This window comes from Delftia sp. 60 (assembly GCF_002754395.1).
Taxonomy (GTDB): domain Bacteria; phylum Pseudomonadota; class Gammaproteobacteria; order Burkholderiales; family Burkholderiaceae_C; genus Comamonas; species Comamonas acidovorans.
Genome location: NZ_PEFD01000001.1, coordinates 1,711,508 through 1,726,198, shown reverse-complemented (window position 1 = coordinate 1,726,198; position 14,691 = coordinate 1,711,508). Strand labels below are relative to the sequence as shown.

11 protein-coding genes are annotated in these 14,691 nt (G+C 68.8%); 8 read left to right on the top strand and 3 right to left on the bottom strand.

The genetic code is table 11. The features are described from left to right. The first annotated feature begins 115 nt into the window (after positions 1–115). The 4 genes from miaB (at position 116) to CLV01_RS29950 (ending at position 5,842) form a co-directional block, all read left to right on the top strand. On the top strand, positions 116–1,444 hold the full coding sequence (gene miaB, locus CLV01_RS07730) for a tRNA (N6-isopentenyl adenosine(37)-C2)-methylthiotransferase MiaB (RefSeq protein WP_012203445.1): 1,329 nt from the start codon (positions 116–118) through the stop codon (positions 1,442–1,444). Between the two features lie 203 nt (positions 1,445–1,647). After that, positions 1,648–3,936, top strand: coding sequence for a tetratricopeptide repeat protein (locus tag CLV01_RS07725; RefSeq protein ID WP_099734616.1), 2,289 nt, complete (start codon positions 1,648–1,650; stop codon positions 3,934–3,936). Continuing rightward, positions 3,933–5,171, top strand: coding sequence for a hypothetical protein (locus CLV01_RS07720; RefSeq protein WP_099735203.1), 1,239 nt, complete (start codon positions 3,933–3,935; stop codon positions 5,169–5,171). The genes CLV01_RS07725 and CLV01_RS07720 overlap by 4 nt, the downstream gene beginning before the upstream one ends. Then, on the top strand, positions 5,168–5,842 hold the full coding sequence (locus CLV01_RS29950) for a DUF1266 domain-containing protein (RefSeq protein ID WP_099734617.1): 675 nt from the start codon (positions 5,168–5,170) through the stop codon (positions 5,840–5,842). The genes CLV01_RS07720 and CLV01_RS29950 overlap by 4 nt, the downstream gene beginning before the upstream one ends. Positions 5,843–5,890: 48 nt before the next feature. Here the strand turns inward: CLV01_RS29950 and CLV01_RS07710 are convergent, their stop codons facing one another. The 3 genes from CLV01_RS07710 to ffh all read right to left on the bottom strand — a co-directional run bounded on the left by CLV01_RS07710 (position 5,891) and on the right by ffh (position 8,413). Further along, complete coding sequence (locus tag CLV01_RS07710; RefSeq protein WP_099734618.1) at positions 5,891–6,295, bottom strand: helix-turn-helix domain-containing protein; 405 nt, start codon at positions 6,293–6,295, stop codon at positions 5,891–5,893. A 62-nt stretch (positions 6,296–6,357) separates the two neighbouring features. After that, positions 6,358–6,912 carry a C40 family peptidase gene (locus CLV01_RS07705; protein ID WP_099734619.1) on the bottom strand — a complete coding sequence of 185 codons (555 nt, stop codon included), beginning with the start codon at positions 6,910–6,912 and terminating at the stop codon, positions 6,358–6,360. Positions 6,913–7,018: 106 nt separating this feature from the next. Then, positions 7,019–8,413, bottom strand: a complete 1,395-nt coding sequence (gene ffh, locus CLV01_RS07700; RefSeq protein ID WP_099734620.1) for a signal recognition particle protein — start codon at positions 8,411–8,413, stop codon at positions 7,019–7,021. 257 nt (positions 8,414–8,670) lie between these two features. Here ffh and CLV01_RS07695 point away from each other — a divergent pair, with 257 nt between their 5' ends. From CLV01_RS07695 to CLV01_RS07680, 4 genes are all read left to right on the top strand, one after another. After that, positions 8,671–12,522, top strand: a complete 3,852-nt coding sequence (locus tag CLV01_RS07695) for a response regulator (protein ID WP_099735204.1) — start codon at positions 8,671–8,673, stop codon at positions 12,520–12,522. Then, positions 12,515–13,441 (top strand): GGDEF domain-containing response regulator, encoded by a 927-nt coding sequence (locus CLV01_RS07690; RefSeq protein WP_099734621.1) that lies wholly within the window; start codon positions 12,515–12,517, stop codon positions 13,439–13,441. The genes CLV01_RS07695 and CLV01_RS07690 overlap by 8 nt, the downstream gene beginning before the upstream one ends. Positions 13,442–13,524: 83 nt before the next feature. Further along, positions 13,525–14,340, top strand: coding sequence for a cytochrome C assembly family protein (locus tag CLV01_RS07685; RefSeq protein WP_013804087.1), 816 nt, complete (start codon positions 13,525–13,527; stop codon positions 14,338–14,340). Beyond that, positions 14,337–14,597 carry a PP0621 family protein gene (locus tag CLV01_RS07680; protein WP_043825658.1) on the top strand — a complete coding sequence of 87 codons (261 nt, stop codon included), beginning with the start codon at positions 14,337–14,339 and terminating at the stop codon, positions 14,595–14,597. Before CLV01_RS07685 ends, CLV01_RS07680 begins: the two co-directional genes overlap by 4 nt. Positions 14,598–14,691 lie beyond the last annotated feature (94 nt).

Here is a 14,691-nt window from a genome sequence, read left to right as displayed (position 1 = left end):
GCGCCTCGCAGGCCGCAGCGGCCCGGCCATGGGGCACGCCGCCCCCTGGCCGAGCCACCTTCATTTTTTGCAGACCGCCGCTTGCAGTGCGGCGGCTGCCTGACGGAACCCCACCATGTCCAAGAAAGTCTTTATCAAAACCTTCGGCTGCCAGATGAACGAGTACGACTCGGACAAGATGGCCGATGTGCTGGGCGCAGCCCAGGGCTACGAATCCACCGACGATCCCGAGCAGGCCGACCTGATCCTGTTCAACACCTGCTCGGTGCGCGAGAAGGCGCAGGAGAAGGTGTTCAGCGACCTGGGCCGCTACAAGCACCTGAAGGAACGCGGCGTGCTCATCGGCGTGGGCGGCTGCGTGGCCAGCCAGGAGGGCGAGGAAATCATCAAGCGCGCGCCCTATGTGGACGTGGTCTTCGGCCCGCAGACCCTGCACCGCCTGCCCGAGCTGCTCAATGCACGCGCCGCCAAGCACAAGCCCCAGGTCGATATCAGCTTTCCCGAGATCGAGAAATTCGACCACCTGCCGCCCGCGCGCGTGGAAGGCTCCTCGGCCTTCGTCTCCATCATGGAAGGCTGCTCCAAGTACTGCAGCTACTGCGTCGTGCCCTATACGCGCGGCGAGGAAGTCAGCCGCCCGTTCGAGGACGTGCTCATCGAGGTCGCCGGCCTGGCCGACCAGGGCGTGAAGGAAGTCACGCTGCTGGGCCAGAACGTCAACGCCTACCTGGGCAAGATGGGTGACACGGCCGAGATCGCCGACTTTGCCCTGCTGCTGGAGTACGTGTCCGAGATCCCCGGCATCGAGCGCATCCGCTACACCACCAGCCACCCCAACGAGTTCACGCCGCGCCTGATCGAGGCCTACGCTCGGCTGCCCAAGCTGGTCAGCCACCTGCACCTGCCCGTGCAGCACGGCAGCGACAAGATCCTCATGGCCATGAAGCGCGGCTACACGGCCATGGAATACAAGAGCACCATCCGCAAGCTGCGCGCCATCCGGCCCGAGATGGCCATGAGCAGCGACTTCATCGTGGGCTTCCCCGGCGAGACGGAGGAAGATTTCCAGAAGATGATGAAGCTCATCCACGACGTGCGCTTCGACAACAGCTTCAGCTTCATCTTCAGCCCCCGCCCCGGCACGCCGGCCGCCAACCTGCACGACGACACGCCGCACGAGGTCAAGCTGCGCCGCCTGCAGGAGCTGCAGGCCGTGATCAACAACAACATCAAGGACATCAGCGACGAGCGCGTGGGCACGGTGCAGCGCCTGCTGGTGGAAGGACTGTCCAAGCGCGATGGCAGCGAACTCATGGGCCGCACCGAGTGCAACCGCGTGGTCAACTTCCCGGGCAACGAACGCCTGATCGGCCAGATGATCGATGTGAAGATCACCGAGGCCCGCACCTTCACGCTGCGCGGCGAAGTCGTGGTGCGCCACTGACCCCAACCCGGCCCCGGCGGCCCAGCGACCTCCTGCGTAACCCAAGCCCGGCAATGCCGGGCTTTTTTGCATGTAACAGGACGTGAAAACAGCCCGGCCACTCTGGCAGGGTGCCGGCTGGCCCGCTAGCATCGCGGGGTCGCCGCCCTGAGGTCCGTCGGCCTGCATGGCTTTTCCAGCTTCGCTTGCTTGCTATCGATTCCATGAACACCTCCCAGCCCGCCACCGCCCAGGCCGTCCTTGAGGGCGAAGCCCTGCATGCCTTCATGGACCAGGCGCACGACCTGCTGCAGCAGGAGGATGATGCCAGCCCCATCGCCCCGGCCGAACGCCAGGCGGCCGTCATGGAGCTGCTCTCCCAGCAGCGTTTCGCCCCGGCCACGGTGGGCGAGCTGGAGCGTCTGCACGATCTCTGGCTGGACCTGGAACGGCCCGAAACCGCCAACGCACTGCTGCGCGAACACCGCGCTGCCACGCTGCAGCCCTTGCAGGGCGACAACCACCTGCTGGCCACGGCCAGCCTGGCGCTCAGCGACATCCAGAGCCGGCTGCGCTTTGACCGTGAAGGCGGCGTGGCCCTGCTCGCGCCCGCCGCCGATCTCATGGGCCGGCTGCCGCACACCGGCGAGCCCTATCGCTACTGGAACGGCTGGCACTACCTGGCCCGCGAAGCCCAGGCCTGGGAGCTGGCCGAGCAAGGCGTGGACCTGCAGCGCAGCCACGAACGCAGCGACCCGGATGGCGAGGCCTCCCCCGCGCGCCGCGACGCGCGTGCCTGCCTGCGCAAGGCCGAGCTGGCCCGTCTGCGCGGCGATGTGCCCGCCACCGTGCGCCAGGTGCAGGCCGCCACGACGCTGCTGACCCAGGCCGATGCAGAGCAGAACGTGGACTTCGACGACTGGCTGCACCTTGCGCGCGAGGTCCTGCCGCTGGCCCCGCAAAGCGTTCCGGCCGTGCTCATGGCGGCGGAGCAGCACCTGGCCCGCACCGAAAGCCCCGCCGCATCGCAGGCGGTGCGCACGCACCGCAAGGTCCATGCGGCCCGGCTGCAGGCCATGGCCTGCCATGCCATGGGCCAGCCCGAGGCCGCGCTGCAGCTGGCCGCGCTGGGCCGCTTCGGCCTGGTGGATGACTCCGACGATGCCTTCAGCGGCCTGGTGCTGCGGTGGCTGGAAGAGGCGGGGCGCCTGGCCGATGCGGCGGACCTGGCGCTGGAAAGCGTGCTGCACAGCCGCCCCGGATCGGCCCGTCAGGGCTATGAACTGGCCTTGCGCAGAGTGGACAGCGACACCGCCCATGCACCGGCCTGGGCGCTGATCCTGGCCTGGGCGGGACTGGATTCCGACATGCAGGAGATCCTGGAAGACAGCCCGGCTGCTCCGCGCAGCGCCGACGACTACCTGGCCCTGGCGCGCACCCAGGCGCCCGGCCACCCTCTGCTGGACCTGATCGACGGCTGGCGCCTGGCCAAGGACCGCCAATGGGAGCAGGCCCTGCCTCTGCTGGAGCGCGGCGTGACCGACCAGCCCCGGCACGCCAACTCCGAGCTGCTGCCCATGCTCTGGGCCGCGCGCTTCGCCGTGCTGCCCGCCGCGCAGGCGCTGCAGCGCCCCTTTGCGCAGGGCCATGGCGCCCACTGGTGCTATGCAGCGGGCGTGACCCTGGACGACGAGGACGACCTGGCCTCCCTCATGGGCGAAGGCCGGCAGGTGCCGGGCGACGAGGTGCGCGAGCCGCTGGTGCAGCGTTACTACGAAGAGGGCCTGGCCCGCTTCGAAGCCTTCTGGGCCACCGGCCAGGGCCGGTACAAGGACGCGCACCTGCACGTCTACTCCATGCTCTGCAACAATCTGGCCATCAAATACCGCTCGCAGCAGCGCTATGACGAGGCGGCGGCCCTGCACCACAAGGGCCTGTCCAGCAGCCCCTTTGCCGAACACCACGACGGCCTGCTGTGGTGCGCCATCCGCCGTGACGACCGCCCCGGCATCGTCACGGCGGCCGAGCAGCTGTGGCACTTCACCCAGGACTACGGCTACAGCCGCCACTGCCCCACGGACTACTTCCCCAGCGCGGCACTGGCGCTCTACCAGCTGGGCCGCGCAGGCGAAATCGGCATCTGGCTGGAGCGCCTGGACCAGTGGTTCGAGGAACTGGACGAGGACGACCAGCGCGAACAGCGGCGCGACTACCTGGCCTCGCTGATGTCCCTGCTCGACTTCTTCTCCGAAAACCATGGCGAACTGGTGCGCCCGCGCCTGGACGCCCTGCTGCCCGAAGTGCGCGCCCTGGGCGAGTGCTACACGCTGCGCCGCCTGGCCTGCGCCATGGAAAGCTGCGGCCCCATCGACCAGGCCGTGGCCCTGCACCGCGAGGCCATCGCCAAGCTCACGCCCGACGACGGCGAGGCCGAGCACAGGATGGCCAAGGACGGCCTCAAGCGCTGCCTCAAGCTGCGCTCGGACAGCAAGCCCTGGTGGAAGCTGTGGTGAACCCGGGCGCCGGTGCCAACGCCGCCAGTGCCTATCGGCCGCGCGACGTGGTCAATGCGCCTGCCATCAAGCAGCGCATCCGCGAGCGCAGCGCCGCACGCGGCGACAGCGAGGAGATCGCCGCCTGGCTGGCCAACCACTTCTACCGCCATGTGATCGGCAACCTCGACGCCGATCCGCCTGCCGTGCAGCCCGTGTCCACGCAGGCCGAGCTGCTGCGCCTGCACCGGCGCGCCGAGCCCGCCGCCTGGGCACTGGAGCGCCTGCGCGAACATGCGGCCCGCCAGCCGCTGTCACCGGACAGGCCGGCGGCTGACGGCAGCGCGCCGCTGTGGTGGGTGGAGCCCGACAGCGCACCCCTGCTGGCGCTGGAGAGCCGGCTGCTGGAGTTCCTGTCCACCCGGCGCGGCACCGCGCTGGAGGGCAAGCTGCAGCGCATCAACTGCCCGCAGGCGCTGGCGCGCTGGACGCTGGAGCACCTGGCCTTCGCCCGGAGAAGCGACAGCGGCTGGGCCGAGCACCGGCCCGGCGCCGTACGCCCGCTGCTGCGTGGCCAGCTGGGTGTCTTCGTCGAATTCGATGCCCAAAGCCCGGACCTGCGCGCCGAAATGGCCTATGAAAGCCAGATGATGCGCCACTGCCTGGGCCAGTTCAGCGAGCGCGGCGCACTGCGCGGCGGCTATGGCGAGCACTACGCCGAAGCCTGCGAGCAGGGCCGGCTGCGGCTTTTCAGCTACCGCACGGGCACGGCCCAGCCGCGCATCACCGTCAGCGCCCAGGTGCGGGAAGACGGGCGGCTGCGCATCGACCAGATCAAGGGCAAGCAGAACCGCCCGCCGATTGCGCGCTACCTGGCCGATGTGCTGGCCCTGCTCAATCACCTCGATACCGATGGCGAGGCGCCGGCGGACGCCCTGGCCATGGGCATCGTGCGCCGACCGGCACAGCTGCTGGCCACGGGCAGCGCGGCTGCCTGGTGCGCGGCCAGCGAGCTGCACACCGAGGTCGAGCAGCTGTGGCTGCTGCAGTCCCACCCGGCGCTGCTGGAGCAGCTGGACATCCGGTCGCCCCTGATGCAATGGCTGGTCGCGGCACGCCGCGACACCGTGCCCGTGCCCGCCTTCGAGCGCATGCCGCGCAGCGCGGCCCTGCAGCAGTCACTGGAGCTGGCGCGCCGCCGGGCGGGATCGCCGGCAACACCGGGAACGCCGGGCAGGACAGGAAATCCGCGATGAACGCCTTCACCCTTGTTGTGCTGTCTGCATTGGTCTGGTGGGCAGTGCGCGCCGGCCTGCGGCGCATGCGTGCGTCGCGCCAACGCGGCGACTTCAGCAGCTACCGCAGCGGTGACGCGGCACTGGACTGGGCCCTGGCCCTGGCCCATCCCATGGCCTTTCACGCCATCCAGGGCGGCTTTGCGGACCGGCAGCTCAACGGCGCCGACTCCGCACTGACCACCCAGCTGCGCCCCATGGTGCTGCACCACCTGGGCCTGCGCACCGACCTGGACGATACCCAGATCGCACGCCAGTTGCCCGACGGCCTGCGCCAGCGCTGGTTCACGCTGGACCTGCAGCGCCTGCAGGCCGGTGACGATCCCCATGCCGCCATGGCCTTTGCCTGCGCGCGCGTGGCCTTCCATGTGCGCTGTGCCTGGCTGCTCGGCTGGGTGGACGAGGCCCTGCACCAGCAGATCCTGCACCTGAACGCATGCCGTGCGCGGGACTGCTTTGACAGCTGGCAGGCCTTCGGCCTGGCCTACGCACGCGGCCGCAGCCAGTGGCTGGCCCGTGGCCGCGCCGACGTGCTGGGGCGCAGCGTGACGCCCGAGCAAGTGCAGCAGTGGGTGGCCGATCCGCGCCACCCCTGGCATGCCATGCCCTGGCAGCAGCAGGCCGTCCGGTGACTGCCGCCAGGCGGGAGCGCCGCCTGCCCTGCCTGCCCTGCCCGGTGCTCAGCCTTCGCCATGCACCTTGGCGAAGGTGAGGATCACCTCCCGCACCACCTGGCGCTGAGGCGCGGGCAGCTTCAGAAAGGCATCGAAGGTTTCTCGTTCGAGATAGCCCACGTCCGGCTCCTGGCATTCGAGCGGCGACGGCAGGGACGGCGGGGACCGGTGGGCCGACTCGCCATAGCGCAACACATCGGGCTCGACCTCGAGCAAACCCGCCAGCAGCACCAGCTTGTCCTGCTCGGGAACGGCCTCGCCGTTCAGCCAGCGCGAGACCGCCTGGAACGAGATCGGCCGCCCCCAGTAACTGGAATTGAACAGCTTCAGAAGCACGCTGGGCCGGGGCTCCAGTCCCGCAGCCTCGATGGCCTGGCGCAGGCGCAGTGCGAATTCGAGCTTGTTACGCATTCCGACACCCTGGATTTCCCTGGAATCTTGATTGAATCATCAGCCCGTCGCCCGGCCAGCGTTCAGGCGAAGATGCTGCGCGCCTCGGTGAAGCGCTTGGCGAAATAGGTGTTGTCCATGCGCACGCGCTGCACCGTGCCGCCGCTGGACGGTGCATGCACGAACTGGCCGTTGCCCACGAAGATGCCCATGTGCGAATAGCGCGCGCCCAGGGTGTTGAAGAACACGAAGTCGCCGCGCTGCAGGCTGCGGCTGCCCACGGGATTGCTGAACTGCGCCCACTGCGCCGTGGTGCGCGGCAGGCGGTTTTCGGTGATGCCGCCCACGGCCCACTGGATCAGGCCGCTGCAGTCGAAGCCGCCTTCGGGCGAATTGCCGCCATAGGTATAGGGCGTGTTGACCACAAGCATGGTGCGCGCCAGCAGCGCCTCGCGCAATTCGCCGTCCAGATTGAGCGCCTGCGGCGAAGGCACCGGCGCCGGGCCCGCGCCCTTGCGTGGTGCGGACGAGCAGCCAGCCAGCAGCACGGCGGCCGCCAGCAGACCCCAGTCACGGCGCGAGAGCCGCGCCCCGGTCACCGGAGACACCGCAAGGGAAGTCGAAACACCAGCCTTCATGGCGCTGCATGTTCTCACAAAGCCCTCGCGGCCAAAAGAAAAGCCGCAGGCTGCGCTGCGGCTTGGCGGGAAAGAGCGCGCGGCCCGGCGGCTCAGGCGGTGCCCATCAGAACGGGAGCTTGGGCATGCCGCCGCCACCGCCCATCATTCCCTTCATGGCCTTCATGCCGCCCATGCGCTTCATCATCTTCATGAGGCCGCCGCCCTTCATCTTCTTCATCATCTCCTGCATCTGCTCGAACTCCTTGAGCAGGCGGTTGACTTCCTGGACCTGCACGCCCGCGCCGTCGGCAATGCGCTTCTTGCGCGTGGCCTTGATGATCTCGGGCTTCTTGCGCTCCTTGGCGGTCATGGAGCAGATGATGCCTTCCTTGCGGCGGATCTCGCGCTCGGCCTTGTCCATGTCCACCTGGCCGGCCTTGGCCGTGAGCTGGGCCGGCAGCTTGTCCATGAGGTTGGACAGGCCGCCCATCTGCTTCATCTGCTGGATCTGGGCCAGGAAGTCGTTGAGGTCGAAGCCGTCGCCGCTCTTGACCTTCTCGGCCAGCTTCTGCGCGGCCTCCATGTCCACGCCCTTGGTGACCTGCTCGACCAGGGCCACGATGTCGCCCATGCCCAGCACGCGCTGCGCGTGGCGTTCGGCGTCGAACACCTCCAGGCCGTCGATCTTCTCGGACACGCCGGCGAACTTGATGGGGGCGCCCGTGATCTGCCGCACCGACAGCGCCGCGCCACCGCGCGAGTCGCCGTCGAGCTTGGTCAGCACGATGCCGGTCAGGGGCAGCGCTTCCTTGAAGGCCTTGGCCGTGTTGATCGCATCCTGGCCCTGCATGGCATCGACGACGAACAGGGTCTCGACCGGCTTGAGCGTGGCGTGCAGATCCTTGATCTCGGCCATCAGCAGCTCGTCGATGGCCAGGCGGCCGGCCGTATCGACCAACAGCACGTCAAAGAAGTGGCGCTTGGCGTAGTCCAGCGCGGCCACGGCGATGTCGTGGGGCTTCTGGTCGGGCGTGGAGGGGAACCACTCGGCACCTGCCTGGGCGGTCACGGTCTTGAGCTGCTCGATGGCGGCGGGGCGGTACACGTCGCCCGACACGGTGAGCACCTTCTTCTTGCGCCGCTCGATCAGGTGCTTGGCCAGCTTGGCCGTGGTCGTGGTCTTGCCGGCGCCCTGCAGGCCGGCCATGAGGATGACGGCCGGCGGCTGGGCGTTGAGGTTGATGTCGGCCACGCCCTCGCCCATGGTGGCGGCGAGTTCCTTGTTGACGATGGACACCAGCAGCTGGCCCGGCTGCAGCGAGCCCAGCACCTCCTGGCCCAGCGCCTTTTCCTTGACGCGCGCAACGAAGTCGCGCACCACGGGCAGAGCCACGTCGGCCTCGAGCAGGGCCATGCGCACTTCGCGCAGCATGTCCTGCACGTTGGATTCGGTGATGCGGGCCTGGCCGCGCATCTCCTTGACGAGTCGCGAAAGTTTGTCGGTCAGAGCGGAGGCCATAAGCGGGGAGGAACTGGAGTCGTCGGAAAGGAAAAGGTGTGCTGCAGCGAGCCAGCCGGGGCCAGGTGGCCAAGTGGGGCCGGGTCGCGGCACGGACCCTGCAGATCCCGATGATTCTACCCGCTGCCCCTGCCGGGGTAAGTACCGGCCTTCCGTGCCCCACGGCAGGCATCGGCCAGCAGTAACATGCGCAATGTTTCCATAGTTTATGGCTATCACATTCCGCAATGCTGGCTTGCTACCGCCTGGGAGTCTTCATGCCTGATACGCCGTATCGCCAGTTCCTGGACCGTGTGCCAGACGGGTTTCTTCTGTTTGACGAGCAGGGCGGCCTGCTCGATGCCAATGCCCAGGCCTGCGCCAGCCTGGGCCATCACAAGGCCGCCATGCTGGGGCTGGGCATCATGGACGTATGGCTGGACCTGGATGGACGGCCGCGTGACTTCTGGCGGGACATGGTCGTGGACAGCCAGGCCCGTCTGCGAGGCCGGCTGATCCGCCGCGATGGCAGCAGCTTGCCCGCCGAGATCCATGTCCATTGCCTGTCACTGTCGGGCAGGCGGCTTTTCTTCACTACCTGGCACGACCTCGGCGAGCGCACCGGCCAGGACGAGCCGATCGGCCAGCCCAATGCGCAGCGCCTGCTGGAGACCGTGATGCGCGAGACGCCCGACCTGGTCTTCGCCAAGGACCGGCAGGGCCGCTACACCTTCGCCAACCCCGCCACAGCGCGCTTTGCCGGGCGCGCGCCCGAAGACATCGTGGGCAAGACCGACCAGGAGCTTTTCTCCGACAGCAGCTTCACCGACAGCGACCGCCGGGTGCTGGACAGCGATGCGCCCGTGGTGATGGACGATCATCTGCTGGTCGACGGGCAGCGCCGCATCTTCCAGTCCACCAAGATCCCCTATCGCGATGCCGAGGGCCGGACCGTGGGCGTGCTGGGCATTGCGCGCGACATCACCCTCATGCGCCAGACCGAGTCCCAGCTGCAAAAAAGCTACGACGTGCTGCGCCAGGCCGAACAGCTGGCGCGCCTGGGCAGCTGGACATGGGAGCTGGACACCGGGCACTTTCAGGCCTCGGAGATGATGTATGTGATGAACGGCCTGGACCCCCAGGGTCCGCCACTGAAGCGCCATGCCCTGCGCGCCATGCTCGGGCCGCAGGATCTTGCCCGGCTCACCGCTGCCGTGGATCTGTGCATCAGCACCGGCCAGTCCTACAGCATCGATGTGGTCCAGCGCTGCCCGGACGGCCGGCAGTTCGCTGCCCGCCTCATGGGCCGGGCCCTGCGCGACGAGCAAGGCCGCATCGTCGCGCTCAGCGGCACGCTGCAGGACCTGTCCGAACGCGAGGACGCACGCATGCGCCTCGAAGCCCTGGCCGACAACCTGCCCAGCGGCGCCATCTACCGCCTGGAAGGCGGCCTGACGCAACTGCGGCTCAGCTACATCAGCGCCGGCATAGAGAACCTGATCGGCGTGCCGGCCCACGCCATCATGGCCGATCGGCAGGTCTACCTGAATGCCATCCATCCCGAGGACCTGCCGCTCTACCAGGGGATGATGCAACGCTCGATCGATACGCTGCGGGTCTTCGATTGCCGCTTTCGCGCGCTCAAGCCCGACGGAGAGATCCGCTGGCTGCGCTGCCGCTCGGCCCCCCGGCGCTGTCAGGAGGGCATGGTCTGGGACGGCATCATGCTGGACATCACCCGCGAGCGCGAGGCCGAGCAGGCGCTGCATCAGGCCAAGGAAGCCGCCGAAGCGGCCGAACGCGCCAAATCGGATTTCCTGGCCATCATGAGCCACGAAATCCGCACACCCATGAATACCGTCATCGGCATGACGCGCCTGGTGCAGCAGACCGCGCTGACATCGCGCCAGCGCGGCTACCTGGAGAAGGTGGAGCGCTCGGCCAGCGCCCTGCTGGCCGTGATCAACGACATCCTCGATTTCTCCAAGATAGAGGCGGGCATGCTGGCGCTGGAGGAAGTGGACTTCGCCCTTGACGATGTGCTGGAGACCGTGACGGCCTCCACGGCGCTGCGCGCAGAGGAAAAGGGGTTGGAAGTGGTCTATGCGCTGGACCCGCACCTGCCGCCCCGTTTGCGCGGCGACCCAATGCGCCTGGGCCAGGTGCTGACCAACCTGGTCGGCAACGCCATCAAGTTCACCGAGCATGGCGAGGTGGTGATCTCCCTGCATCTGGCGCCGCCACCGGTGGACGCGCCTGCGGATGCCGATGCGGACACCACGGCAGCGCCCCTGCACCACCTGTGCGTGAGCGTGCGCGACACCGGCATAGGCCTGGATGCATCGCGGGCCGAGCGGCTGTTCCAGCCCTTCACCCAGGCCGACATCCAGACCACGCGCCGCCACGGCGGCACCGGCCTGGGCCTGGCCATCTGCCACAGGCTGGTGCAGCTCATGGGCGGCGAGATCGGCGTGTGCAGCCAGCCCGGCCAGGGCAGCGACTTCCGCTTCACGGCCAAGATCCGGCTTGCCACGGATGCACTGCTGGACGGCCACGACAACCTGGGCAGCACGGGCGTTCTCATCGTCGATGACAACGCCAGCGCGCGCGAGGCGCTGGCCGCCATGGTGCGCAGACTGGGCATGCGCTGCGATACGGCGGCGGACGGCATGCAGGCGCTGCGCATGCTGCAAGAGGCCGCACGCCAGGAATCCCCCTATGGCCTGGCCCTGCTGGACTGGCGCATGCCCGGCATGGACGGACTGGAGCTGGCGCGCCGCATGCGCGAGCGACAGGACCTGGCCAAGACCCCGGCTGCGCTCATGGTCACGGCCTTCGGGCGCGACGAAGTGCAGCTGCGTGCCGCGCAGTTTGGCCTGCGGGGCCTGCGGGGCCTGCTGATCAAGCCCCTGACCGCATCGGCACTGAGGTCCTCCATCCGGGAGGCGCTGCGGGACCCGGAATCGACCCAGCCTGAAGACCCGGCGGCCGGCCCGTCACCACAGCAGCGCTACCCGGGCCTGCCGGGGCGCAGGGTGCTGGTGGTGGATGACAACGTGCTCAACCGCGAGGTGGCCACCGAGCTGCTGGAGCAGGCCGGCATATCGGTACAGACTGCGCAAGACGGTCTGCAGGCGCTGCAGCTGCTCGACAGCCAGCCTTTCGATGCCGTGCTCATGGACGTGCACATGCCCGGCATGGACGGCCTCAGTGCCACGCGCGCCCTGCGCACGCGCAGCGCGCTGCGGCATCTTCCGGTGATAGCGCTGACTGCACAGGCCTATGTCGAGGAGCGCGCCCGGATCGAGGCCGCAGGCATGAATGCCCATCTGACCAAACCCGTTGACGATGTGCTGCTGTACGAGACGCTGCAGCGCTGCCTGCGCGCAGCCCCGCCGACAACGGCAGCGCCTGCGCCGGCCCCGCCCTCCCGGCCCACGCCGCCAACCCCTGCCCCGGCCTGGGATCCTGTGCAGCTGCGGCAACGCCTTGCCAGCCAATCGCCGCGCATGCTGCATGCGATCGAAGGCTTTGCCCAGGACTTTGCCGATGCGCCGCAACAGCTGCGCAGCGCCGCGCGCAGCGGCAACTGGGCAACCGTGGCGTCGTTGGCGCATACCTTCAAGGGCAGCCTGGGCTACCTGGGCGCGAACCTGCTGGAGCAATGGTCGGCCATGGCCGAGACCGGCGCGCATGCCTGCCTGTCAGGCGACGGCAATGGCGGGAATGCCCGGCCCAGCGGTGATCTGCCATCCCTGGTCCAGGCGCTGGCCGATGGGCTGCAGGGCCTGCTGGCGGAAATCGCCGTGCGGTCCAGGCAGGCGGTCTTGCCCCCCCTGGCCACGGTGTCCAGCGCTGCGTCCCCGGCACAGCGGCAGCCGATGACCGCAGAAGAAGTCTCATCCACGTTGGATCGGCTGCGGCGGCAGATTGCCGACAGCGACTATGCCGCCGTGGCCGAACTGGAACGGCTGCGGCCCCTGGTCAGCGGGCGCCATGCATCCGTGCTGCAGCGCATCCAGCGCTGCACCGAGTCCCTGGAAACCGAGGCGGCGCTGCAGGCGCTCGATCAGCTGGCGCGGAGCATGGCCGCGAACCGGATGGCCCTACAGGGAGCTGCAGATGCTTGACGCCCTGACCGGGTCGGAGCTGCCCACGGTCCTCATCGTGGACGACGAGCGGCTGAACCGCAGCATGCTGGCCGAGCTGCTGAGCCCCCACTACCGAGTGCTGCTGGCCAAGGATGGCCCTGGCGCCCTGATGGTCGCCCACCGCGAAGCCCACCGCCTGCAGCTGATCCTTCTGGACCTGGCCATGCCCGGCATGAACGGCTACGAGGTGCTGGGTGCGCTGCGCGCGCAGGAGCGCACCGCCCATATCGCCGTCATCTTCATCACCGGACAGAGCAATGCCGAGGCCGAGGAATACGGCCTGCGCCTGGGCGCGGCCGACTATGTCTCCAAGCCCATACGCCCCGCCGTGGTCGAGGTGCGCGTGCGCAACCAGATCCGGCTGGCCCTGCAGCGCCAGGCCCTGGAGCGCCTGGCCATGGTGGACGGGCTGACCGGCCTGGCCAACCGGCGCCACTTCGACGACGTGCTGGAGCGCGCCTACCGCCGCAGCCTGCGCACGGGCGAACCCGTGGGCCTGGCTCTCATTGATATAGACCACTTCAAGCAATACAACGACTGCTATGGCCATGTGCAGGGGGACGAGGCGCTCAAGGCCGTGGCTGCCACGCTGCAGCGCCATGCGCGCCGGCCCTACGACCTGGCAGCGCGCTTTGGCGGCGAGGAATTCGCGCTCATCCTCCCCGGCGAAAGCGATGCGCCGGCCATGGCCGAACATTTCCGCCAGGAAGTGCTGCGCCTGTCCATCGCCCACGCCGCCTCTCCCACGGCGCCGCAGCTCACCGTCAGCTGCGGCGTACTCACCGTGCGGCAGCCGTCTGTCGCGCCTTTGGAAACCTGGCTGCAGAAGGCGGACGGCCTGCTCTACCAGGCCAAGGCCCAGGGGCGCAATCGCATCGAGGCAGCCGTGGAGCCCTGAAAATGCGCGCCGAACCACGGCATGGCACCCGGATTCTGAGCCTGCACAACCGGCGGCGGGAAAGCCACAGCTATCATTGAAAGATGCTCTCCGTCCCCCTGATTTCCGCCAACGTATCGCCCCTGGGCTGGATGCTGGCGCTTGCCGCAGCCGTGGCCTATGCCGTGCCAGCCGCCGGCGCCCGACGCATCAGCCAGGCCGGCGCCCGCGTTGCCCTGCGCCTGGCCTGGGTGCTCCACGCCCTGGCCCTGGCCTGGGGCCTGCTCGGGGAGCAGCCTCACTTCGGCTTCGCACCGGCCCTGTCCATGACGGCCTGGCTGGTGCTCACCGTCTATGGCGTCGAGCAGCAGCTGTTCCCCAAGATGCGCGCGCAGCTGGCGCTGTCCGCGCTGGGCACGGCCGCCGTGCTCATGGCCGCGCTGTTTCCGGGAACGCCCCTGCATGTCAACGCCTCGCCCTGGCTGCCGCTGCACCTGGCACTGGGCATTGCCTCCTACGGACTGTTCGCGGCCGCCGTGGTCCACGCCTCGCTGATGACACGCGCCGAGCAGCACATGCGGCTGGGCGGCGGTGGCCATGACAGCGGCCTGCCGCTTCTCACGCTGGAGCGCCTGACCTTCCGCTTCGTGTCCGCAGGCTTTGTGCTGCTCACGGCCACGCTGGCCGCAGGCTGGCTGTTCGGCGAACAGCTCTATGGCAAGGCCTGGGTCTGGAACCACAAGTCTGTGTTCTCGCTGCTGTCCTGGCTGACCTTTGCCGTGCTGCTGATCGGCCGTGCGCGCTTTGGCTGGCGTGGCCGCAGCGCCGTGCGCATGCTCTATGCAGGCGCCCTGCTGCTGCTGCTGGCCTATGCGGGATCGCGCTTCGTCATGGAAGTGCTGCTGGAGCGCACCACATGAAGTACCTGCTGGTCCTGATCGTCATCATCGTGGCTGTCGGCATCTGGCGCAGCCAGCGCCGTGCCGAGGCCCGCGAGCGGCGCCAGGCCGCTGCGCCGCGCAACCCGGCCAACCCGGCCAATGCGCCGCTGGCGGCTCCACAGGACATGGTCGAGTGCGCGCACTGCGGCCTGCACCTGCCGCGCAGCGAGGCCATCGAGGCGGCCGGCCGCAGCTACTGCAGCGCAGAGCACCGCACCCTGGCGCAACGGCGCTGAGCATGCAGGACGCGGCCCCCCCCAGCCACCCACCATCGACGAGGCCGCGGCGCAGTCGCCGCACGACGCCAACGCCCCCTTTGTCCGGCTATGG

Bases quoted from the DNA above. Each gene is read 5' to 3' on its own strand.
- miaB (WP_012203445.1), top strand. From the start codon at position 116: ATGTCCAAGAAAGTCTTTATCAAAACCTTCGGCTGCCAGATGAACGAG.
- CLV01_RS07725 (WP_099734616.1), top strand. From the start codon at position 1,648: ATGAACACCTCCCAGCCCGCCACCGCCCAGGCCGTCCTTGAGGGCGAA.
- CLV01_RS29950 (WP_099734617.1), top strand. From the start codon at position 5,168: ATGAACGCCTTCACCCTTGTTGTGCTGTCTGCATTGGTCTGGTGGGCA.
- CLV01_RS07710 (WP_099734618.1), bottom strand. From the start codon at position 6,295: ATGCGTAACAAGCTCGAATTCGCACTGCGCCTGCGCCAGGCCATCGAG.
- CLV01_RS07705 (WP_099734619.1), bottom strand. From the start codon at position 6,912: ATGAAGGCTGGTGTTTCGACTTCCCTTGCGGTGTCTCCGGTGACCGGG.
- ffh (WP_099734620.1), bottom strand. From the start codon at position 8,413: ATGGCCTCCGCTCTGACCGACAAACTTTCGCGACTCGTCAAGGAGATG.
- CLV01_RS07695 (WP_099735204.1), top strand. From the start codon at position 8,671: ATGCCTGATACGCCGTATCGCCAGTTCCTGGACCGTGTGCCAGACGGG.
- CLV01_RS07690 (WP_099734621.1), top strand. From the start codon at position 12,515: ATGCTTGACGCCCTGACCGGGTCGGAGCTGCCCACGGTCCTCATCGTG.
- CLV01_RS07685 (WP_013804087.1), top strand. From the start codon at position 13,525: ATGCTCTCCGTCCCCCTGATTTCCGCCAACGTATCGCCCCTGGGCTGG.
- CLV01_RS07680 (WP_043825658.1), top strand. From the start codon at position 14,337: ATGAAGTACCTGCTGGTCCTGATCGTCATCATCGTGGCTGTCGGCATC.